23 protein-coding genes and 1 tRNA gene are annotated in these 20,292 nt (G+C 65.4%); 7 read left to right on the top strand and 17 right to left on the bottom strand.

Annotation, left to right across the window (positions count from 1 at the left end; translation table 11 throughout):
- Window positions 1-107 precede the first annotated feature (107 nt).
- Window positions 108-836: a glutathione S-transferase N-terminal domain-containing protein gene (locus ACO07I_RS22955; RefSeq protein WP_422011476.1), complete on the top strand. Its 729-nt coding sequence runs from the start codon at window positions 108-110 to the stop codon at window positions 834-836.
- Here ACO07I_RS22955 and ACO07I_RS22950 read toward each other — a convergent pair whose 3' ends face one another.
- Complete coding sequence (locus tag ACO07I_RS22950) at window positions 837-2,258, bottom strand: MFS transporter (RefSeq protein WP_422011474.1); 1,422 nt, start codon at window positions 2,256-2,258, stop codon at window positions 837-839.
- Between the two features lie 119 nt (window positions 2,259-2,377).
- Here ACO07I_RS22950 and ACO07I_RS22945 point away from each other — a divergent pair, with 119 nt between their 5' ends.
- Window positions 2,378-3,646: an MFS transporter gene (locus ACO07I_RS22945; protein ID WP_422011472.1), complete on the top strand. Its 1,269-nt coding sequence runs from the start codon at window positions 2,378-2,380 to the stop codon at window positions 3,644-3,646.
- Here the strand turns inward: ACO07I_RS22945 and bla are convergent, their stop codons facing one another.
- Window positions 3,647-4,534, bottom strand: coding sequence for a class A beta-lactamase (bla, locus tag ACO07I_RS22940; protein WP_422011470.1), 888 nt, complete (start codon window positions 4,532-4,534; stop codon window positions 3,647-3,649).
- A 119-nt stretch (window positions 4,535-4,653) separates the two neighbouring features.
- Here bla and ACO07I_RS22935 point away from each other — a divergent pair, with 119 nt between their 5' ends.
- Together ACO07I_RS22935 and ACO07I_RS22930 are read left to right on the top strand one after the other, a co-directional pair.
- Window positions 4,654-5,139, top strand: coding sequence for a hypothetical protein (locus tag ACO07I_RS22935; RefSeq protein WP_422011468.1), 486 nt, complete (start codon window positions 4,654-4,656; stop codon window positions 5,137-5,139).
- A gap of 20 nt (window positions 5,140-5,159) precedes the next feature.
- Window positions 5,160-6,134, top strand: a complete 975-nt coding sequence (locus tag ACO07I_RS22930; protein WP_422011466.1) for an SDR family NAD(P)-dependent oxidoreductase — start codon at window positions 5,160-5,162, stop codon at window positions 6,132-6,134.
- Between the two features lie 27 nt (window positions 6,135-6,161).
- Here ACO07I_RS22930 and ACO07I_RS22925 read toward each other — a convergent pair whose 3' ends face one another.
- The 10 genes from ACO07I_RS22925 to ACO07I_RS22880 all read right to left on the bottom strand — a co-directional run bounded on the left by ACO07I_RS22925 (window position 6,162) and on the right by ACO07I_RS22880 (window position 14,875).
- Entirely contained in the window at window positions 6,162-7,442 is a 1,281-nt protein-coding gene (locus ACO07I_RS22925; RefSeq protein WP_422011464.1) for a hypothetical protein, read from the bottom strand.
- Between the two features lie 297 nt (window positions 7,443-7,739).
- Window positions 7,740-7,940 (bottom strand): cold-shock protein, encoded by a 201-nt coding sequence (locus ACO07I_RS22920; protein WP_298314319.1) that lies wholly within the window; start codon window positions 7,938-7,940, stop codon window positions 7,740-7,742.
- 186 nt (window positions 7,941-8,126) lie between these two features.
- A complete protein-coding gene (locus tag ACO07I_RS22915; protein WP_422011462.1) occupies window positions 8,127-8,390 on the bottom strand; it encodes a hypothetical protein in 264 nt (87 codons plus the stop codon).
- 161 nt (window positions 8,391-8,551) lie between these two features.
- Window positions 8,552-9,247: an ABC transporter ATP-binding protein gene (locus tag ACO07I_RS22910; protein WP_422018354.1), complete on the bottom strand. Its 696-nt coding sequence runs from the start codon at window positions 9,245-9,247 to the stop codon at window positions 8,552-8,554.
- A 13-nt stretch (window positions 9,248-9,260) separates the two neighbouring features.
- Complete coding sequence (locus tag ACO07I_RS22905) at window positions 9,261-10,013, bottom strand: ABC transporter ATP-binding protein (protein WP_422011460.1); 753 nt, start codon at window positions 10,011-10,013, stop codon at window positions 9,261-9,263.
- Window positions 10,010-11,287, bottom strand: a complete 1,278-nt coding sequence (locus ACO07I_RS22900; RefSeq protein WP_422011459.1) for a branched-chain amino acid ABC transporter permease — start codon at window positions 11,285-11,287, stop codon at window positions 10,010-10,012. The genes ACO07I_RS22905 and ACO07I_RS22900 overlap by 4 nt, the downstream gene beginning before the upstream one ends.
- Window positions 11,284-12,231 carry a branched-chain amino acid ABC transporter permease gene (locus ACO07I_RS22895; protein ID WP_422011458.1) on the bottom strand — a complete coding sequence of 316 codons (948 nt, stop codon included), beginning with the start codon at window positions 12,229-12,231 and terminating at the stop codon, window positions 11,284-11,286. Before ACO07I_RS22895 ends, ACO07I_RS22900 begins: the two co-directional genes overlap by 4 nt.
- 65 nt (window positions 12,232-12,296) lie before the next feature.
- Window positions 12,297-13,535 (bottom strand): branched-chain amino acid ABC transporter substrate-binding protein, encoded by a 1,239-nt coding sequence (locus ACO07I_RS22890; protein WP_422011456.1) that lies wholly within the window; start codon window positions 13,533-13,535, stop codon window positions 12,297-12,299.
- Between the two features lie 107 nt (window positions 13,536-13,642).
- Complete coding sequence (locus ACO07I_RS22885; protein WP_422011454.1) at window positions 13,643-14,329, bottom strand: TetR/AcrR family transcriptional regulator; 687 nt, start codon at window positions 14,327-14,329, stop codon at window positions 13,643-13,645.
- 126 nt (window positions 14,330-14,455) lie between these two features.
- On the bottom strand, window positions 14,456-14,875 hold the full coding sequence (locus ACO07I_RS22880; protein ID WP_422011452.1) for a hypothetical protein: 420 nt from the start codon (window positions 14,873-14,875) through the stop codon (window positions 14,456-14,458).
- Window positions 14,876-15,360: 485 nt separating this feature from the next.
- Between ACO07I_RS22880 and ACO07I_RS22875 the strand changes: the two genes are divergently transcribed.
- Window positions 15,361-16,263 carry a hypothetical protein gene (locus tag ACO07I_RS22875; RefSeq protein WP_422011450.1) on the top strand — a complete coding sequence of 301 codons (903 nt, stop codon included), beginning with the start codon at window positions 15,361-15,363 and terminating at the stop codon, window positions 16,261-16,263.
- A gap of 160 nt (window positions 16,264-16,423) precedes the next feature.
- On the opposite strand, the gene ACO07I_RS22870 is transcribed toward ACO07I_RS22875, so the two are convergent.
- The 5 genes from ACO07I_RS22870 to infA all read right to left on the bottom strand — a co-directional run bounded on the left by ACO07I_RS22870 (window position 16,424) and on the right by infA (window position 18,736).
- Window positions 16,424-16,499 (bottom strand) — tRNA-Phe (locus ACO07I_RS22870).
- Window positions 16,500-16,534: 35 nt separating this feature from the next.
- Window positions 16,535-16,759 carry a DNA gyrase inhibitor YacG gene (locus ACO07I_RS22865; protein WP_422011448.1) on the bottom strand — a complete coding sequence of 75 codons (225 nt, stop codon included), beginning with the start codon at window positions 16,757-16,759 and terminating at the stop codon, window positions 16,535-16,537.
- The gene (locus ACO07I_RS22860; RefSeq protein ID WP_422011446.1) at window positions 16,752-17,936 is read right to left on the bottom strand and encodes a ribonuclease E/G; all 1,185 of its coding nucleotides are present in this window, start codon (window positions 17,934-17,936) and stop codon (window positions 16,752-16,754) included. Before ACO07I_RS22860 ends, ACO07I_RS22865 begins: the two co-directional genes overlap by 8 nt.
- A complete protein-coding gene (locus ACO07I_RS22855; protein ID WP_422011444.1) occupies window positions 17,933-18,514 on the bottom strand; it encodes a Maf family protein in 582 nt (193 codons plus the stop codon). Before ACO07I_RS22855 ends, ACO07I_RS22860 begins: the two co-directional genes overlap by 4 nt.
- A 3-nt stretch (window positions 18,515-18,517) precedes the next feature.
- Window positions 18,518-18,736, bottom strand: coding sequence for a translation initiation factor IF-1 (infA, locus tag ACO07I_RS22850; RefSeq protein WP_295137458.1), 219 nt, complete (start codon window positions 18,734-18,736; stop codon window positions 18,518-18,520).
- 173 nt (window positions 18,737-18,909) lie between these two features.
- On the opposite strand from infA, the gene ACO07I_RS22845 reads away from it, so the two are divergent.
- Together ACO07I_RS22845 and ACO07I_RS22840 are read left to right on the top strand one after the other, a co-directional pair.
- Complete coding sequence (locus ACO07I_RS22845) at window positions 18,910-19,686, top strand: hypothetical protein (protein ID WP_422011441.1); 777 nt, start codon at window positions 18,910-18,912, stop codon at window positions 19,684-19,686.
- Window positions 19,687-19,703: 17 nt separating this feature from the next.
- Window positions 19,704-20,288 (top strand): hypothetical protein, encoded by a 585-nt coding sequence (locus ACO07I_RS22840; RefSeq protein ID WP_422011439.1) that lies wholly within the window; start codon window positions 19,704-19,706, stop codon window positions 20,286-20,288.
- The last annotated feature ends 4 nt before the right edge of the window (window positions 20,289-20,292 follow it).

Genomic DNA, 20,292 nt, shown 5'->3' with positions numbered 1-20,292 from the left:
TCTCTCCCGAACCGTTCGCTTGCAACGACCATACACCATTGACGGAGCACGACGACGGGCGGAGGCTGCCGCCCTCCCACCCAAACACCACGCTTCGGAGGAAGCCCATGATCGATCTGCACTACTGGCCGACGCCCAACGGCAAGAAGGTCACCATCCTGCTCGAGGAGTGCGGCCTGCCCTACAGGATCGTGCCGGTGAACATCGGACGGGGCGACCAGTTCACCGATGCCTTCCTGGAGATGAATCCCAATCACCGCATGCCGGTGATGGTCGACAACGCTCCCACGGACGGAGGCAAGCCCCTGGTCGTCTTCGAGTCCGGCGCGATCATGATGTACATCGCCGAGAAGGCCGGGAAATTCTATCCGCAGGACCTCCGAACCAAGCACGAAGTGAACGAATGGCTGATCTGGCAGATGGCCAACCAGGGACCGAAGAGTGGCGAGTGCGGCCATTTCCGCAGGCTCGACCAGGCCAAGGAAGGTGACCAGACCTACGCCATCACACGCTTCACCGACGAGGTGAACCGTCTGTACGGCGTGCTGAACAACCGCCTCTACAAGCACCGGTACCTCGCGGGCGACCAGTACACGATCGCCGACATGATCTGCTATCCGTGGACCGTGAACTGGAAGTTCCAGGGTCAGGACATCGAGGAATTTCCGCACTTCAAGCGCTGGTTCGAAGAGCTGGGCGCACGTCCCGCCGTCCAGAAGGGCATGGCGGTCGGCGCCGATCTTTCGGTCGACCGCGAGAAGCTGCCGCCCGAAGAGCAGGAGCGTCTGCGCAAGCTGCTTTACAATCAGCGTGCCCGGCCGGTACCCGCCGCCTGACTACCGGCGCTGCTCGCTGGAGAGAGGCGGCGCCACCTCCTCCAGCGACTTACCCTCTGCCGCGATGCCGAGCTTCAGGGTCACGAGAGAGGCTGCGATCATCAGCGCGGCGCCCAGAAGGTAGCCCCACATGATCTCGGTCGAGCTGCCGCCGGCGATCAGTACCCCGAACAGCCACGGGCCGCCGACTCCGCCGATCAACGTGCCGAAAGCATAGAACAAGGCGATGGTAAGCGCCCTGATCTCGAGCGGGAAGCACTCGCCGACCGTGAGATAGGCCGCACTCGCTGCCGCCGAGGCGAAGAAGAAGACGACGCTCCACATGGCCGTCTGGGTCGTGGCGTCGAGATGGCCGGCATCGAACATCCAGCCCGTGACCGCTAGTAGGACACCCGAGACGGCGTATGTGGCCGTGATCATCTGCCGGCGGCCGAGCGTGTCGAAGAGCCGCCCCAGCACCAGCGGCCCCAGGAAGTTGCCGATGGCGAAGGGCAGGATGTAGAGGCCGACCTTGTCGCCCGGCACATTGTAGAAGTTGGTCAGGATCAGCGCGTAGGTGAAGAAGATCGCGTTGTAGACGAAGGCCTGCGAGGCCATCAGCACCAAGCCGAGGATCGTGCGACTGCGATAGTGCCTGAGCAGGGTTCGTGCGACGGAGACCATCGTCGTCTTGTGCGGATCGCCGAGCGTCAGCCACTGCGTCACCGGCTCCAGCTTGCGGCCGGTGTCGGCCTCGACACGGGCCTCGATCTCCTCGACGACTCCCTCCGCCTCGCGCGGCTTGCCATGGATCATCAGCCAGCGCGGGCTCTCCGGCAGGAAGCGACGCAGGTAGAGAATGACCAGGCCCAGTACGGCGCCGCTGCCGAAGGCGACGCGCCAGCCCATGTCGGGGTCGAGAACGTTGGGATCGAGCAGCCAGACCGACAGCAGCGCGCCGCCGGCCGCGCCGAGCCAGAAGCTGCCGTTGATGGCGAGATCGATGCGGCCGCGCAGGCGCGCTGGAATCAATTCCTGGATCGCCGAATTGATCGCCGAATACTCGCCACCGATTCCCGCGCCGGTCAGGAAGCGGAACAACAGGAAACTGTAGAAGTCCCAGGAGAAGGCTGTCGCCGCCGTGGCGACCAGGTAGACGCCCAAGGTGATGTTGAACAGCTTCTTGCGGCCAAGCCGGTCGGTGAGATGCCCGAAGAAGAGGGACCCCAGTACCGCACCTGCGAGATAGGCGCTGCCCGTCAGACCGACCTGTTCTGCCGTCAGTTGCAGGCGCGGGCTGGTCTGCAAGGCCGCTGCCACGGACCCCGCCAAGGTGACTTCCAGTCCGTCGAGAATCCAGGTGATGCCGAGCGCGACGACAACCAGCCGATGGAATCGGCTCCAGGGGAGACGGTCGAGACGGGCGGGAACATCGGTGCGCACAGGCGATGCAACGCATCGATGCGACGAAAGTTCAAACCAGTCGGGCACCACCAACGCCGCAAGGCTGGTCTGCCGGGGCGGTGCTGGCGACCGGGAGTGCCGGCGCCTAAACTCAGAAAATGTCCGACAACACGATGGCAGCTGGCGCCGCGCCTATTTCTGCCTCCGCGGCCCCGGCCCTCTCCAGCGCCGCCTCCGCCAACAACACGACCTTCGCCGTCATCCTGTCGCTCAGCTTCTGCCACCTGCTGAACGACATGATGCAGTCGCTGGTACCGGCGCTGTATCCGATCCTCAAGGATTCATACGCACTGTCGTTCGGTCAGATCGGGTTCATAACGCTCGCCTTCCAGTGCACGGCGTCGATGCTGCAGCCGGTCGTGGGCATGTACACCGACAGGAAGCCCCAGCCTTATTCCCTGATGGTCGGCATGGGCTTCACCCTGGTCGGGCTCCTCCTGATGTCGCAGGCGAATTCATATCCGCTGATCCTGTTCGCGGCCGCACTGATCGGCATGGGCTCCTCGGTCTTCCATCCCGAGGCCTCGCGGGTCGCGCGCATGGCTGCCGGTGGGCGCTATGGTCTCGCCCAGTCGCTGTTCCAGGTCGGCGGCAACATGGGCTCCGCGGCGGGACCGCTGCTGGCAGCCTTCATCGTCGTGCCCGCGGGCCAGCGCAGCATCGTGTGGTTCTCGGCGGCGGCGCTCGTCGCCATGATCGTGCTCTTCCAGATCGGTCACTGGTACAAGGCCAACCGCACAAGCCAGAAGCCGGCAACGCGAAAGACCGCCGCGGCCGCCGGTCACGTGACCCTGTCGAAGGCCAAGGTCGGGGTCGCCGTGGCGATCCTGGTGGCGCTGCTCTTTTCCAAGAACGTCTACAGCGCGAGCCTCGGCTCCTACTTCACCTTCTACCTGATCCAGAAGTTCGGCGTGGAAGTGCAGACCGCACAGCTCTTCCTGTTCGCCTTCCTGGTCGGCATCGTCGCCGGCACGATCCTGGGCGGCGTCGTGGGCGACAGGGTCGGCCGCATCCCGGTGATGTGGTTCTCGATCCTGGGGGCCCTGCCCTTCGCGCTGATGCTGCCCTACGCCAACCTCTTCTGGACCGGCATCCTCGCGGTCACGGTGGCGATCATCATGGCCTCGGCCTTCTCCGCCATCCTCGTCTATGCGCAGGACCTGCTGCCTGGCCGGGTCGGGCTGGTGGCCGGCATGTTCTTCGGAGTCTCGTTCGGCCTGGGCGGCCTCGGTGCCGCGGCGCTGGGCGAGATCGCCGATCACGCGGGCATCGAAGCCGTCTACAAGGTGACGCCGTTCCTGCTGCTGCTGGGCCTGCTCACCGCTTTCCTGCCCAAGCACCCGAGCACGCCCAAACTGCCGGCCTGATCAGGCGAGCCCGGCCGTCGCAATCCGGCCGGCCTCGGCGATCACCGCGCTGCGCGCCTCATCGGAGATCGTGGAGCCTGTGTAATAGGCGGTGACGAAGACCGGGGCGCGGCCGGGTGGCCAGGCGACGGCGATGTCATTGGCGCTGCCGTTGCCGCCCGTGCCCGTCTTGTCGCCAACGCGCCACGCCGCCGGTACTCCGGCCCTCAGCCGCCTGTCGCCGGTCTTGTTCGCGACCAACCAGCCGATCAGGCGTTCGCGCGAGGCGGCTGACAGGACGTCGCCGGCAACGAGCTTCTGCATCGTGGCGAGCATGGCCAGCGGCGAGGTCGTGTCGCGCGGATCGCCGGGCCTGCCCTCGTTCAGCGCGGTCTCGATGCGGTCGAGGCGAGTCACCGTATCGCCCAGCGCACGGGCAAAGGCCGTCAATCCCGCAGGACCGCCGACGCTCGCGAGCATCAGGTTTCCCGCGGTGTTGTCGCTGAGGGTTACCGCCGCGGCGCAGATCGCGTCGACCGTCATGCCGCCTGCACCGACATGCTCCCTGGTCGCGGGCGAGTACGGCACGAGATCGCGTTCGGCGAAGACGATACGGCGCTCGAGCTTCTCCTCGCCGCGATCGACACGGGCCAGCATCAGGGCAGCCGCCAGGAACTTGAAGGTGCTGCACATCGGGAAGCGTTCGTCGCCGCGATAGGCGACTCCCCGGCCGTTCGCGGTGTCGAGCAGCGCCACGCCAAGACGCCCGCCATTGCGCCGCTCGAGTTCGCGAAGTGACGACACCGCATCGTCGGCAAAGGCCGGCAGGGACAGAAGCGGCGCGGCCAGGAGCGAACGGCGGGTGATGGAAACGGGCACTGGATCTCCTCGTGAAACCAGCGCTTGCATAGGAGTCGAATATGGCAGCAACCGGCCTGTCGCCCGCGCGCGGTTGAGCTAAAGTGGTGACCGAACTCGCCAGAGCATGGCGCATCTGTTCAGCGCCGCCGCAAGCCCAGGAGACATCTATGGTTCTCGGAATGTCGATCGCGACCTTCACCATCGTGCACGTGGTCATCAGCCTGATCGCCATCGCGGCGGGCGCCGTCGCGTGTGCTCGGATGCTGGAGGGGCGCCGGCTGGACGGCTGGAACTCGGTATTCCTGCTGTTCACCGTCCTGACGACGGTCACAGGGTTCCTGTTTCCCATCACCGTGTTCACGCCCGCGCTCGGCGTCGGCATCGTGTCGTCGGTCGCGCTGGCGATTGCGCTGTTTGCACTCTATGTCGGCCGCCTCGCCGGCGCATGGCGGTGGATCTATGTCGCGACCGCCCTGTTTGCCTTCTATCTCAACGTCTTCGTTCTGGTCGTGCAGTCCTTCCAGAAGATCGGCTTCCTGAACAGGTTCGCGCCGACCGGCGCCGAGCCCCCCTTCGCGGTGGTGCAAGGCGTCGTGCTGCTGGGCTTCATCCTTCTGGGCTTCCTGGTCCTCAGGCGCTTTCGGCCGGCCTAAAAAGGAATGGAGGAAACGACATGAAGGATTTCGCGGGCAGGATCGCCGTCATTACCGGCGGCGGCACCGGCATGGGTCGCGAGCTGGCGCGGCAACTCGCGGCCGAGGGCTGCAGCATCGCGCTGGGTGACGTGTCCGCCGGCGCGATGGCCGAGACCCGGCGGCTCTGCGAGGCCGCCGGGCTCAGCCAGGGCCAGCGCATCACCATGCATGTCGCCGACGTGGCCGACGAGCCACAGGTGGTGCGCTTTCGCGACGAAGTGGCCGAGCAGCATGAGACCGATCGCATCCACCTCCTGTTCAACAATGCCGGCATCGGCGGCGGCGGCAGCTTCCTCGTCAACGCCCGCGACGAGTGGGAGCGCACGTTCAACATCTGCTGGGGCGGCGTGTATCTCTGCACGCGGTCCTTCATGCCCCTGCTGCTGCGCGCCGACGCCGGCCATATCGTCAACACGTCGAGCGTGAACGGCTTCTGGGCCTATATCGCCCCCAACATCCCGCAGACCGCCTATGCCGCCGCCAAGTTCGCCGTGAAGGGCTTCACCGAGGCGCTGATCACCGACCTGCGTCTCAATGCCCCTCACATCAAATGCTCGGTGGTGATGCCCGGCCATATCGGCACGTCGATCGTCGCCAACTCGCGCAAGCTGCAGAGCGGCAACCAGACCGAAGAGATCACGGCGCACGAAGTCGGGCTGGCGCGCGCCCGCATCGCCTCGATGGGCATCGATGCCACCAAACTCTCGGACGACGACGTCCGACGGATGATTGCAGAGCGGGCAAGGCGTTTCCTCGAAGAGGCGCCGACGACGGCGGCCGAAGCGGCGACGATCATCCTGGATGGCGTGCGCAACGAACGCTGGCGCATTCTGGTCGGGCACGATGCCGAGCGCATCGACAGTCTGGTGCGCGAGAGCCCGGAGCGCGCTTACGAGACGGAGTTCTTCGAGGCGTTTGCCAAGGAAACGGGCTGGGTCGTCGGCGGCCGCTGATACCGGCGCGCCTCCCGCGGCCCGAGGCTACGGCCGCAATGCGTCGCGTCCTGGCAACTGGCGGGAGGCGAGCGGCGGGGTTTGCCGGTCCTCGATGTCGACCACGACGCGCTCCTGATCCTCCGGGAGCGGGCGGCGATTGGCTACGGCCTGATGGTCGTAGAGGAACAGGCGACGCGCATTGGCGGGCGGCTTGCGGACCGCCTCGGCGAGGCCACGCGGCCCCTGCAGGACGACCTCGTATCGATCCGGATCGGCGGAAGACAGGCTGACATAGCAGGCGGCGCGGATTCGTCCGGCCTCGTTGACGGCGACCTCGAAGGTCGGTCCCACGATCTCTGGCAGCGCGACGCCCGCGGCGCGGAGATCGTCGTAGAGTTTCTCGACCTCGTCGCGGGATCTCATGACCGACCAGGTTGCGAATTGGTCCGCGAGCTTGCCCCGTGCCCTGGCTGCGTTCAGCCCGTCCTGCACGCGCTCCAGCATGTACCGCCGGGCCCGGGGCGGCTCGATCTGTCCGACGATGATGGCGGACAGCGGTACCGGGTGCGCCAGGGAGTTGTTGCACACGTTGGCGGCCTGGTGGGACAGCGGCAGCCGCGGCCGTTCGAGCCCGATGGGACAGAGATTGAGCGCCAGGAACTCGCCGATCGTCTCGACATACTGGAACTCCTCGACCGGCCTTGCCATCAGGTTGGCGGCGAAGGCCGGCGGCAGCCCCATGTCGGCGGCATACTTGATCAGCATGGCGGCGCCGCTGCGCCCGTCTGCGAATCCCTGAAGGCGACTCGCGATCGGATCGTCGGAAGTCATACGTCGGAGATGGCTGCGATCCAGGAAGAAGTTATGGAAGGCGACCTTGCCACCGACCTCGACGTTGCAATCGAAGGGATAGGCCGCGCCGGTGCGAACGGTGTTGCCACCCAGGAGAGCGAGGGCGCACGCCGAGAGGCAGAGGTCCTGTTTTCGAACGACAGCGACGACCCTGTAGCTCCTCAGCAGTTCGCCGATCCGGACCCCCTCGGATAGATCGCCGCCCAGACTGCTCAGCTCGATCGTCGCCAGCGGCATTCCGGGCCTCAGCGGCAACAACTCGTTGAGCTTGTTCAGCAGGTCGCGCAGCCTCTCCGCGTCGCCCGGCTCGATCATGCCCGTCAAGCGCAGCCTCGGACTCTCGACCGCGACGGTTCTAGAGAACAGACTGGCCGGGGCGGAGGCCGCGAGCGACACGATCGTCGCCGCCTGCAGTTGTCCGGTCCCGGGAAGCGGTGAGATGCCGATGACCGTCAGTACGAGAAAGGCCAGCACGATTCGCGTGATCGTCCTGCGCGCAGCTTCCTGCGCCAGACGCCGAGCACGCTGCGTGTCAAACAATGCCGGCGGCCTGCCGACACTCCAGTCTCCACTCGCAACACGGGCCAACGCTTGCACAATTCCACCGAGCCCAACGAGAAAAGGCTCCAGCCCCCGCAATGACGGTGACTGGAGCCTTATCCGTTAGCACCGCGCTCCTCGATCAACGAGCGCGCAATGGTTTCTTTCGTTTCTCAGGTGCCGGTTATGCAAGCTTCCAAGAAGCCACCCGCCCGCACGAGAAACGTGTGCTCAGGCCTTGAGGTTCACCGCGGCTTCCTTGCCGCGCTCAACCTGAACCTCGTAGCTGATCTTCTGACCTTCATTCAGGCCGTTGAGCCCGGCCCGCTCGACCGCGCTGATATGGACGAAGACATCCTTTCCGCCCGAATCGGGCTGGATGAATCCGAATCCTTTGGTGGCGTTGAACCACTTAACGGTACCTGAAGCCATTTGGTTAGTGTCCTTAATTTCCGGCGCGAAATCTGTGCCGTCGTTACGATAGCAATATTTCACCCTGTCTGGCCATCGCCTGTCCACGGCAACGGCAAGACAATCGAGAGTTGCCTTGAAAGTGCCTTTTTGTGTTCCCGGAGTGGCCTCATGCGATGCAGCGCTATGTTGCGCTGCGATCCCGCATCAGCGGGACGGCGGCGTGAAGCCCTTGCTGCGAATCTTCTTTTCCAGGATCGCAATGCCGCCTGCGGTGTCACCCTTGTTGCACTTGGCGACGCCTTCGAGGATGTCGAAGTCGGGCCGCGTTCCGCCGTTTCCGCCTGCATCACCCAGATAGCGGGTCGCGTAGTCGCCGAGCTTCTTGCAATAGGCAGCATCGTCAGTTTGTGCGGCGGCACTGCAAGCAAGAAGCGAAGAAAAAAGAATTACGGACGTCAGTCGTGTCATCGCTCGAACGCTCGCTGGAAACGGTCAGCCGCAAGAGGCTCGGCCGGACGTCGCGTTACGCGCCGTCGCCTCGATCGACAATAGGCGGTCTCCCGCGCTCTCCGCCACGCGAAAGTCGTTCACGAAGAAGCGATCTGCTTCCCCTGACCGGCCGATCGCGCTCACACTTCGAGCCACTCCTTACGGACCGTCGAGTTCGCCGTGAGTTCGGCGGGAGATCCGCTGAACACGATCCGGCCATGACCCATGACGTAGAGGCGGTGGGAGATCTTGAGGGCGATGGTGAGTTTCTGTTCGACCAGGAGGATCGCCGTACCGCGCCGCGCGATCTCGTCGAGCAGTTGGCCGACCTGTTCGACCAGCTTGGGCGCCAGCCCTTCGGTCGGCTCGTCGATGATCACGAGATCGGGATCGCCCATCAGGGTGCGGCACATGGTGAGCATCTGCTGCTCGCCGCCCGACAGCACGCCGGCCGGGTTGTCCTGTCGGTTGCCGAGATTGGGGAACAGCGAGAACACATCGTCGAAGGTCCAGCGTCCGAAGACACCGGCGCGCTTCAGCCCGAGTTCGAGGTTCTGCTTCACTGTGAGCCCGGGAAACACCTGCCGGTCCTCGGGCACGTAGCCCACTCCGGCATGAGCGATCTGGTCTGGCCGAAGGCCGGTGATCGGCCGGCCCTTGAAGCTGATCTGCCCAACCGGCGGCACCAGTCCCATGATCGCCTTGCAGGTCGTCGAACGGCCGACGCCGTTGCGGCCCAGCAGGCTCACGATCTCACCTTCGTCGACCGCGAGGTCGACGCCCTGCAGGATGTGGCTCTTGCCGTAAAGGGCATGAAGGTCGCGCACCTCGAGCATCATGCCGGCGCCCTCATGCTGCGATCGTTCCAAGGTAGGCCTCCTGCACGGCGGCATTGCCACGGATGGCGGCCGGCGTGTCCGAGGCGATGACTTCGCCATAGACCAGCACGGTGATGCAGTCGGCCAGGCCGAACACCACGCTCATGTCGTGCTCGACCATGAGCAGGGTCTTGCCCTCCGACACGCCGCGGATCAGCGCCACGGCGGCATCGGTCTCGCTGTGGCTCATGCCGGCTGTGGGCTCGTCGAGCAGGATGATGTCGGCGCCGCCCGCGATGGTGATGCCGATCTCCAGCGCCCGCTGCTCGGCATAGGAAAGAAGCCCCGCCTGCACGTTGCGACGGTCGCCAAGGTTCAGCCGGTCGAGCAGCCGGTCCGCCTCGGCGTTCAACGCCTTCTGGCCGCCCAGCAGGTGCCAGAAGGAATAGCGATAGCCACGCGACCACAGCAGGCCGCAGCGGATGTTCTCGAACACCGTCATGCGCGGGAAGATCGAGGTGATCTGGAAACTCCGCGACAGGCCGAGACGGTTGATCTCCTGCGGCGCCAGGCCCTTGGTCGACTTGCCGTTGACCGTGATCATGCCGGCGCTGATCGGAAACCGCCCGGAGATCAGGTTGAAGAGTGTCGTCTTGCCGGCGCCGTTCGGGCCGATGATGGCGTGGCGCTCGCCCCGGGCGATTTTGAGATCGACGCCCCGGATGATTTCGGTGGCGCCGAAACTCTTGCGTACCTCGCGAAGTTCGATGGCCGGACCGGTCACGGGGCACCTGCCTGCCGCTTGGCCTCTTCCATCAAGCCGTCCCAGCGCAGGCGGAACGCGCGCGCCTCGCGGCGCAGCCAGAAGGCGCCCAGTGCCAGGGCCGCCAGCGCAATTGCCCATGGCACAGGCGACGTCGTGTCGATCGTCCGGCCGGCGATCGCAAAACGCTTTCCCTGCGCGGCGCCGATGGTGGTGAAAGACGCGAGCTCGACGAGCAGCACGAATCCCAGGAAGAGGATCAAGGCCGGCGGCAGGGCGCGCAGATAGGGCAGCAGCAGCTCGCGCAATCGACCCATGCGCCAGATCGGCGTGTGCATGCCGATCAGCCCGACGAGTCCGACCGGCGCGTACATCACCATGACGATGAAGAGCACGCCGACATAGAGCAGCCAGGCATTGCTGAGCAGGCTGACGCCGCTTTGAAGCAGGACCACTACGATCGTGCCGAGAATCGGTCCGAAGAAGGCGCCGGCACCGCCGATATAGACAGCCAGCAGGGCATTGGCGGACTTGACCGCGGATACGGTGTCAAAGGTCACGATCTCGTAGATCAGCACGTAGAGGCCGCCGCCGATGCCGGCGAAGAAGCCTGCCAATGTGAACTGCATCCAGCGCACCCGCCGCGGGTCGTAGCCGACGAACTGCGCGCGCTCGAAATTGTCCCGCGTGGCATTGGCCATGCGGCCGAGTGGCGTCTGCATCTGCAGCCTCATCAGGACGGCAGCGACGAAGGCCCAGCCGAGAACCAGGCAATAGACCTGCCAGGGCGACGTATAGCGGACGCCCAGCAGGCTGGTGTCCATCACACGATCGATGGTGATGCCGCTCTCGCCGCCGAAGAAGCCCATGAACATCAGGGCGGCCGCGGAGACGAGTTCGCCGAGCCCGAGGGTGATCATGGCAAAGGCGGTGGCGCGCTGCTTGGTCACGAGCCACCCCAGGACGAAACCAAAGAACAGCCCACCCAGTCCGCCCGCCAGGGGCACCAGTTCGGTCGGAAGCCAGATCGTGCCCGCCTTGACCAGATTGACGGTGTGGGCCGCGCAATAGGCGCCCAGGCCGAACAGCACGGCATGGCCGAACGAAAGAAGCCCGGCCTGGCCCAGCAGCATGTTGTAGGAGAGCGCAAAGATCGCCATCACGCCGATCTCGCTCATCAAGGTCAGCGCAAATCCGGAATGGCGGCCCCTCGTCCAGTCATAGAAGAGGAAGGGAAACGCCAGCAGGACGGCAAGGGCCACTAGCCAGGGCCAGTTGCGACGAAGCAGGGTCATGTGTCGCGCGTCCCCATCAGGCCGCGCGGGCGAAACACGAGGATCAGCACCATCAGCAGGAAGGGCAGCAACGCCCCGATGCGCGGCAGCGTCACGTTGAGCACTTCGGCGAACGGCGTAGTGGCGGTGACGGCGATGCCGAACTTCGCCAGCAGGTCGGCCAGCGACACGTCGAAGACCACGGCAAAGGTCTGGACGAGGCCCATCAGGATCGAGGCGATGAAGCACCCGGCCAGCGAGCCGAGGCCGCCGAACACCACGACGACGAACACGATCGGTCCCATGGTGAAGGCCATCGCGGGCTCGGTGACCTGATAGTTGCCGCCGATGACGCCGGCCAGTCCCGCCAGCGCCGTGCCGGCGGCGAAGACGAGCGTGAAAATGCGCGGCACGTTGTGGCCCAGGGCCGACGCCATCTCGGGATGCGTCAGTGCCGCCTGGATCACGAGGCCCACGCGCGTGCGCCTGAGGCCGAGCCAGATTGCGCCGAACATCAGCGCCGAGATCAGCAGCATGAAGGCGCGATAGGCCGGGAACTGCGTGCCGTAGACGCGGAACAGCGGAAAATCGAGCAACTCGGGGATCCGGTAGGGGACCGGCAGCAGACCCCAGGTCATCTGCACAACCTTTTCGATGATCAGGGCGAGGCCGAAGGTCAGCAGCAGCTCGGCGACATGGCCGTGGCGATGGACCCGCCGCAGCCCCCACATCTCGATGGCAGCGCCGATCAGCCCGCACAGAAGCGGCGCCAGGATGAGGGCCGGCCAGAAGCCGACATAGAGGCTGATCGTGTAGGCGAAATAGGCCCCCAGCATATAGACGCTGGCATGGGCGAAGTTGAGCACGCCCATCATGCTGAAGATCAGCGTGAGCCCGCTGGCCAGCATGAACAGCAGCATGCCGTAGACGAGGCCGTTGAGGAGCGAGACGACGAAAACTTCCATCGAACCTGTCCGCCGCTAAGGGCGATGCCCGCTCCCCATCGGAAAGCGGGCATCGGGTTCAGAGCCTAGGGACGCTTCATCTTGCAGCTGTTGGGCTGGTCGATGTCCTTGGCGAGGATCGTCGCCTCGGTCGCCCAGCCGAGGCCGGTGCCCTCGGCATCGTACTTCACGCCCTTCTTGAAGGTGCCCACGAAGTACTCGCCGATGAGCTGATGGTCGGCCTTGCGCATCGTGGTCTCGAACCCGAGGAAGTCGCGGATCGACATGCCTTCCAGCGCGTAGGCGATCTTGGTCGCATCCAGCGCCCCCGCCTTGTTTACGGCAGCCTGGAGATACTCGAAGATCGTGCGGAAGCCCGCCGACGTGAAGTCGAACTTGTGCTTGTCGCGGAACCCCTTGGTGAAGGCCTCCGCCTCCTTGTTGCCGGTCTCCACCGAGACGTTCTCGCTGAACGGCATCACCGACAGGACACGGTTTTCGCCGCCGGCGCCGATCGCCGTCGGCCCACCGGCGAGATGGGCATAGAAGGTGTAGTAACGCAGGTCGGCACCGGCATCGATACCGGCCTTGATCAGGAGGTTCATGTCGGGGCCCCAGTTGCCCGTCATCAGCGCCTGCGCGCCCGAAGCCTTGATCTTGGTGATGTAGGGCGAGAAGTCCTTGATCTTGCCGAGCGGGATCAGCTCGTCACCGACGATCTGCACGTCGGGCCGCAGCTTGGCGAGATAGGTCTTGAGCTCGCGCTGCACGGACTGGCCGAACAGGTAGTCCTGGTTGATGAGATAGACCTTGGTCGTGTCCTTGGGCAGGGCGCGGACCATCACCTCCGCCTTCATCGCGGCATGCAGGTCGAAGCGGAAGTGCCAGAAGCTGCACTGCTCGTTGGTCAGCTCGGGCGCCACCGCGCCGCAGTTCAGGTAGATGATGCGGTTATCGGGATTGCGATCGTTGTGCTTGTTCACGCCGTCGATCAGGGCGGCGGCAATGTTCGACCCGCTGCACTGCATGATGAACGGCATGTTCTGGTCGGTCGCGCTCTTCAACGCGATCAGCGCATCCGACGGCTGCGACTTGTTGTCGAACGGGACGAGCTCGAACTTCTTGCCGAGCGCCCCGCCCTTCGCGTTGATGAAGTCGATGATGTACTGCATCTGCTTCAGGTTGGCGTCGCCCACCTGGGCGAAAGGACCCGAGAGCGGATCGGTATAGGCGACCTTGATCGTCTGCTGCGCCGAGGCCGCGCCCATGCCGGCCACTGCCAGCACCAAGCCAAGAAGAATGGAAATCCCGTTGCGTACACGCATGGTCTCGTTCCTTCCCTAGTGGTTGTTTTTTGTTCTATTTATTCATTCACTCACTAGTGAATTAACGAACGCGACGCAAGTGCGACCTGCTCCCCCTCGCGGCTCGGCTAGGCTTTTCGACGTGAACAGACTGACAGGAAACCGGCGGCCATGAACGTCGCCATGCGCTCTTTCACGGCCGCGTAATCGTCCGACCGGCAAAGCCCTCCCGACAGTTTGTCGATGCGGCCGGTCTTTGCGAGCGTGAGCATCAGCGCGCCGGTCACGAAGTGATAGCCCCAGAAGATGTCCTCCTCCGCGCACTCCGGCAGCGCCTTCTTGAGCAGGCCGATCAGACGCAGCACCACTGGGTCGAAGTGCTCGTCCATCATGCGGGCGCCCCATTCCGGCGTGCTCGCCACCTGGGCGCCCAACGCGCCGTAGTTGCGCCAGCCTTCACCGCCTTCGGTGTAGAGATCGAGGTCGGTGTCGAGGAAGGCTCGCAACGCGCCTTCCACCGTCGGCGACTCGCCGACCTTTTTCTCATAGTCGTCGAGCGCCTTCATGCGCCGCTCGCTCGTCACCACGGCCCGTCGCGCGAACACGTCCTCGAACAGCTTCTTCTTGTCCTCGAAGTAGTAGTTGATCAGCGTATGGTGCACACCGACGCTGTTGGCGACGTCCTTGAGCGTAACGCCGTAGAATCCGTGCTTCGAGAAGAGATACTCCGCGGTGTCGAGGATCTGGTCGATCGTCTCGGCGCGCTGCTCCGCCTTGGCCGAACGCTTGCGCGGTTGCTTCACTGCCGTGGACAAATTGAGGCCTTTCGATCGGTCACTGAGTCTTGCCAAGCTGGATCAGTATCCGATTTGGGACCGCTGTGGCGATCCCCCTTGCCGGTCACGCCGGGTGGATTTCAGGCGCATTCGGCGAGCCATCACCTATGTCCGCTTGTGCTGCCGCGCGGTCCAGCCAGCCGGCTGCCCGGGCATTTCGATACGATTTTCTACCAGCCACCTTCGCGCCTCATGGAGGCTCTTGAAGAGCTCGACGGGGCGATCGTTGCCGGTGGCATCGGCAAAGAACTCCGCGAAGCCCTGACGCGCGACATCCACGACAAAAGCGAGTGGCCCCCGTCGGGGAGCATCCGCCCCGCCGCGCAGAGCACCGGCGAGACGCTCTACCTGCTCACGGGTGACCTCCGACGACGAGCCTGTGACGTCGACGATCTTCGCGTAACCCCGGATTCGCGGTGCTTTCAGCTTCTCGATGCACTCGACGATCTCGTCGGCGGTGACCGTTCCCCGAGCCACGATCAAGATGACCCTGTCGAGGGCAATAACGTCGGTGTAGATCGGCATCGCAGCTCACCCCATCGTGCGCAGCCGGAGCCGCGCATTGCGTTCTGCCACTTGGACTGGAGCAAAGCCCATGCCGCGCCCTGCTCCGTCACCACCGGTAGATCCGAGGAGGGCCGGGTACTTTCCACGAGCGACCTTGTCCCACCCAACCCGGAGCGGGCATCGCCGGGCGGGCGGCCCAGACACCATGGCGCTCTGACGTGGCTACTGGACAACCGTAGGCTTGATGTAACGCGCCTTGCAAGGCACATACGATTGGCGCCCTGGTCGCGTAACGCCTCGCGCTCGCTGCGCATGGACGAGCGAGGACTTCGGGAGATCGAGTCGGGGAGCGCGTCGCCGCAAACCCCGGCCGCCGTAAACGGCTCGAAACAACGGTAGCGGCTCGGTGGCCCTGAGCCTCTATTTGAGGACCGAGTTGGTCCCAGGAAGTACCGATGCGCCTGAAGAGAGCGCCCGCACCTGTCGCGAAGAGACACTGGGTGATGTCCACTGCCCTCGTCTTCTTCTATGCCTTCATCGCAATCGTCAGTTCCAACGATGAAGCCGTCTCGCGCGATGCGGTGCCGCAGGAGAAGCCGCTGGAGCCGAGGCCAAATGGCGATGGTCTCGCGTTTCTGCTCAAGAAGATTGCCAAAGAAGGTCTGCTGACCGACCCCGTCAAACTCGCCGCCGCGCTGGACATGGAAGTCAACGTCGCGACCAAGATCGCCGACATCGGCCATACGCCGTGCAGCGAAGGCGGGAGGACTCGGCAAACAACGGTGACCCACGCGACCTTCGGCGAATCCTGGTACCGCCCCACTCCGGAAGGCGTGCGAGACGTGAAGGTCCCTCAGTTCCTCTCGGATCGCGTCTACATCGCCGGCAATCCAAAGCTGTTCGACGACTTGTACCGAACCAGCTTGTGCAATGGCGCCAACGAGGGGATCGACGCATCGCTGACATTCGGCGATGTCTCAGCCTATTCGTGCTTCACGCCGGAGCGTCTGCGACGGCTGATCGGGACGACCTATCACACGCAGCACCATGGCATCGCCGGGTCGAGTTATCTGGCGCCTCCGAGAGTGGACGACGGGGCAACACTGGTGTTCACCTTCCAGATGGGCGCTCCCTGCGCCATCGGCGTTACGGTCCGCCAGAACACGCGGGACGGCCTGCGGTATCAGCGAGCGTTCATGAAGTGGCGTACCTGCTACGATCAGGCGCGTCTCGACTATTGCACCGCAAATCCGGGAGCGGACGGCGACAGCGAGAAGCGAATGAACGAGCACGGTGAGGCGATCTGCGGGCGCGGCTGGGACGCTTATCTCGACCGAGAGCCATTCACGGACGAGCCTGCGCCGCCTTACAAGATCGTGGAAGATCCTTGCAGCGCCGGGCGTTGAACATGTCACCAGGTTTCAGATCTCCGATGCGCCGAAAATCGCGAGCGCAGCGAGATCTCGCGGATCGAAATACTCCGATCTGGGAGACGGCCTGCCGAACTCTCGACTTCGATGCCAACGGGATGGGCCATAAGAGCTGGCCCGCGTGATTCGAAGCGAATGGTGCCCAGGGGCGGAGTCGAACCACCGACACTGCGATTTTCAGTCGCATGCTCTACCAACTGAGCTACCTGGGCACGTCGTTCGTTGGCGGCCGGGCTTATAGGACGGGCTAGCCCCGCTGTCCAGATGCGCCGCCGCCCCTCTCGTCGAGATCTTCCTCGCCGGGCGCCTCGTCGGTCGGCACGCGATAGCCTTCCTTCAGCCAGCGGCCGAGATCGATGTCGGCACAGCGCTTGCGGCAGAACGGCTTGTATTTGGGGTCCGCGGGTTTTCCGCAGGTCGGGCATTTCGGTTCGATGCGCACGGCGCGCAGCGGCGGGGATCGGTCAGGCATCGCTCTTTTCCAGCGCTTCGAGCTGGGCCGCCAGGGTCGGGCCGCGCCGGGCGCGGGTCAACTCGAACAGGCCGAGCCGGGTGAAGCCGTAGATCTGGGTGGGCACCGGGTCGCTTGCCAGATGCTCGGCCAGCACCGCCTGGACCTTGTCGCGGTCGTAGGCGCTGCGCATGTTGACGAAATCGATCACCACGGCCCCCGCGATGTTGCGCAGCCTGAGCTGCTGGGCGATCGCCGGCGCCGCCTCCAGGTTGACGTCGACGGGCCGGCGCGGCGCGCGGCCCTGGCGGCCGCCTGCACCGGCACTGTCGACGTCCACGGCGCACAGCGTCTCGCCCGGTTCGAACAGCACCTCGACCCCGCTCTGCAGGACGATCCGCGGCGCCAGCGCGGTGTCGATCTGGCCCGCCACGTCGTCGATGTCGAAGGCCGGCATCGTGCCGTTGTGCCAGCGGACGCGGATCTTCTCGCCCAGCCGGTCCATCTTGTCCTGCAGCGTACGCGCCATCGCCCGGTCGTCGAGGATCACCTCCTCGAGGTCCGCGCCGTGATCGCGCAACGCCCGCGCGATCGGATCGCGCTCGCCCGGGATGCGCGCGGACAGGTCGGCCGGCGGCTCGACGTCGAGGGCCAGGCGCCGGATCTTCTCCCAGCGTTCGAGCACGCGCGTGGCGTCGGCCTGCAGAACATCCGCCGTAGCGCCCGCAGCGGCGGTGCGCAGCACGATTCCGCCATCGAGCAGGCCCTCGACATGCCCCCGCAGCCGATCGCGCTCGGACTCCCCCTCGATGCGGCGGGAGAAGGTCACGCCGGCGCCGTTGGGGTGATAGACGAGATGGCGGCCGCTGATGGCGATGTTCATCGACAGGCGCGGCCCCTTGTCGCCCTCGCCCTCGTTGCGCACCTGCACGAGGACCGGTGCGCCGAGCGGCGGCCAGCCATCGACGCCCGACAGGTCCTCCGCCCGCAGAAAGCCGGCGCGGTCGAGACCGATGTCGACGAAGGCGGCATCGAGATCGGGCATCACGCGCTCAAGGCGGCCGAGGAAGATGCTCTCGACCATCGACGGCTTGTCGCGGCGAACCACCTGAAGCTCCAACAGGCGGCCTTCCGTCACCAGGGCCATCAGGAACGCCTGAGGCAGCACATGGCAGACGAGCCGGTCGGCACGGCTCATGGCAGGGAGGCCTTCAGGAGCGCCACGGTTTCGAAGAGCGGCAGTCCGACGACGTTGCTGTAGGAGCCCGACAGGGACGCGACGAAGGCGGCGGCCCGGCCCTGGATGGCGTAGCCGCCGGCCTTGCCCTGCCATTCACCGCTCGCCAGATAGTCATGGATCTCGGCCGCCTCGAGGCGCTTGAAGCGCACGATCGTCTCGACCAGGCGCGTCCGCACCCGGCCGTCGGGACCGGCCACGGCGACGCCGCCCAGCACGCGATGGCGCCGGCCGGAGAGTTTCGAGAGGCACAGTCGCGCCTCGGCTTCGCGTTCCGCCTTCGGCAGGATGCGGCGACCGCAGACAACGACACTGTCGGCCGCCAGCACGAGGGCGCCGGCATGGCGCTGCTGGACGACCGCGAGTTTCGCTTCAGCCATGCGCACGGCATAGGCGCGCGGCAACTCGCCCGTCCGGGGCGTCTCGTCGATGTCGGCAGGGTCGATCGTTGCGGGCTCGTATCCGACCTGTCGCAGCAGGTCGAGCCGTCGCGGAGACGCGGAGGCCAGTACGAGCGGGGGGATCGTCGAGGCGCGCAACGCCTACTTGAAGCGGAAGGTGATGCGGCCCTTGGTCAGGTCATAGGGCGTCATCTCGACGGTGACGCGGTCGCCTGCCAGAACGCGGATGCGGTTCTTGCGCATCTTGCCCGACGTGTGGGCGAGAATGACGTGGTCGTTATCGAGCTTCACCCGAAACATCGCATTGGGCAGCAACTCGGCCACGACGCCCGTAAATTCGATCAAGTCTTCTTTGGCCATCCGGCCTCCGGCTGGGGTGAATTTCTGGGAAAGCGGCCGGAAAATGGGCCGCAGGAGGGGGTAAGTCAATGGCGGCGCGGGCAACGGCCGGGATGGCCGGCCTTCTCACCGAAGCCTGCCTCCCTTATACAGGACGCGGCTGCGGACGCCCGGGGAAGAAGGACCAGCAAAAGATGAACTCAACGTGCATGTCGGGCCTCGTGGCCGCCCTGCTCCTGACGCCGGCGCTCGCATTCGCCCAGGCGTCGCCGGCTCCCGCCGCACCACCGAACGCCATCACCCATCCGGCCCAGAAGACGATCGGCAAGCCTGCCGCGCGCCAGTATTCGACGGCTCTGATCGTGATCAATGCCCGGGGCGCGAAGCTCGACGGGCAGAAGCTGGTCCTCGACGGCGTATTGCCCACGGCGACCCTGTTCACCAGCCGGCCGAAGCGCTCGGTCGGTCACATGGTGACGCCCGACATGGCCGACATCTGGCGCACCGGCAGCTTCGCCAAGGATCCGCCGAATGCCACGGTCTCCGTGTTCCACAAGGATGGCGGCAACGTGTCGGACCTCGTGGTGACCCTGAAGACCGCCAAACTCGAAGGTGAGAAGCTCACCTTCGACGTCGATGTGCTGGAGGGCAGCCTGGGCGCCGCCGACGGCCCTGCCTCGGTGTTCATCGATACGGTCTGGTTCGGCATCGGCTCGCACGGTGCCCAGTATTACGGCCAGAGCCAGACCACCGGCGGCGAGACGCCGGCGATCGGCGATCCCGACGGCACCAGCACTTTCAGCGGCTGGTCGAACCCCTCACCGACGGAACCGGTCAACCGGCAGTGGAACGGCGGCAGCGGGACCAATGGCGGCGCCGGCGCTCCTCCGCCGCCCGACATCGATCCGCGCTACCAGCAGCGCTACAACGCGCCGTCCTGCGGCAAGCCGCCCCTCCTGCCCTGCTACTGAGCCGCACGGTGACCATCATGCACTCCCTCCGACTCTCCGTCGCCTTCGCGACCGCCGCCGCCACACTCGGCCTCGCCTTCGGCGCCGCCGCGCAGACCCAGCCGGCTACGCCCGCCAATTCCTCGGTCCAGGGCCTGCCCAAGGTAGTCGGTGCGGCGCGCCATCCGCGCCTCATCCCCTCGATGTTCGTGTTGAATGCCCGCGGCGCCAAGCTGCAGGACAACAGACTGATCCTCGACGGCATCGCGCCCAGCGTCATCGTGTTCGCCGACCGCCCGGTGCGCTCGGCGGGGCATGCGATGCTCGCGCACGTGCTCGAGGAATGGACGGCGAAGGCGCCCAACTCCTTCGCCAAGGATCCACCCAATGCCACGGTGTCGGTGTTGAACAAGGCGAAGGGCAGCGTCGTGGATGCCGTCGTCACGCTGAAGTCGCCGAAGCTCGAAGGCGACAAGCTGACCTTCGAGGTCGACGTGCTCGAGGGCGACCTCGCGGGCGCCGACGGTGGCGCCTCGGTCTTCATGGATCTGATCAAACTGCCGGTGCCGCGTCACAGTTCGCATCGCGCAGCCTGGTACGCGGGTGCCGAAAGCACGCGCTGACACC

This window comes from Reyranella sp. (assembly GCF_965227665.1).
Classification (GTDB): Bacteria; Pseudomonadota; Alphaproteobacteria; order Reyranellales; family Reyranellaceae; genus Reyranella.
This window is presented reverse-complemented; position numbering and strand designations above follow the sequence as displayed.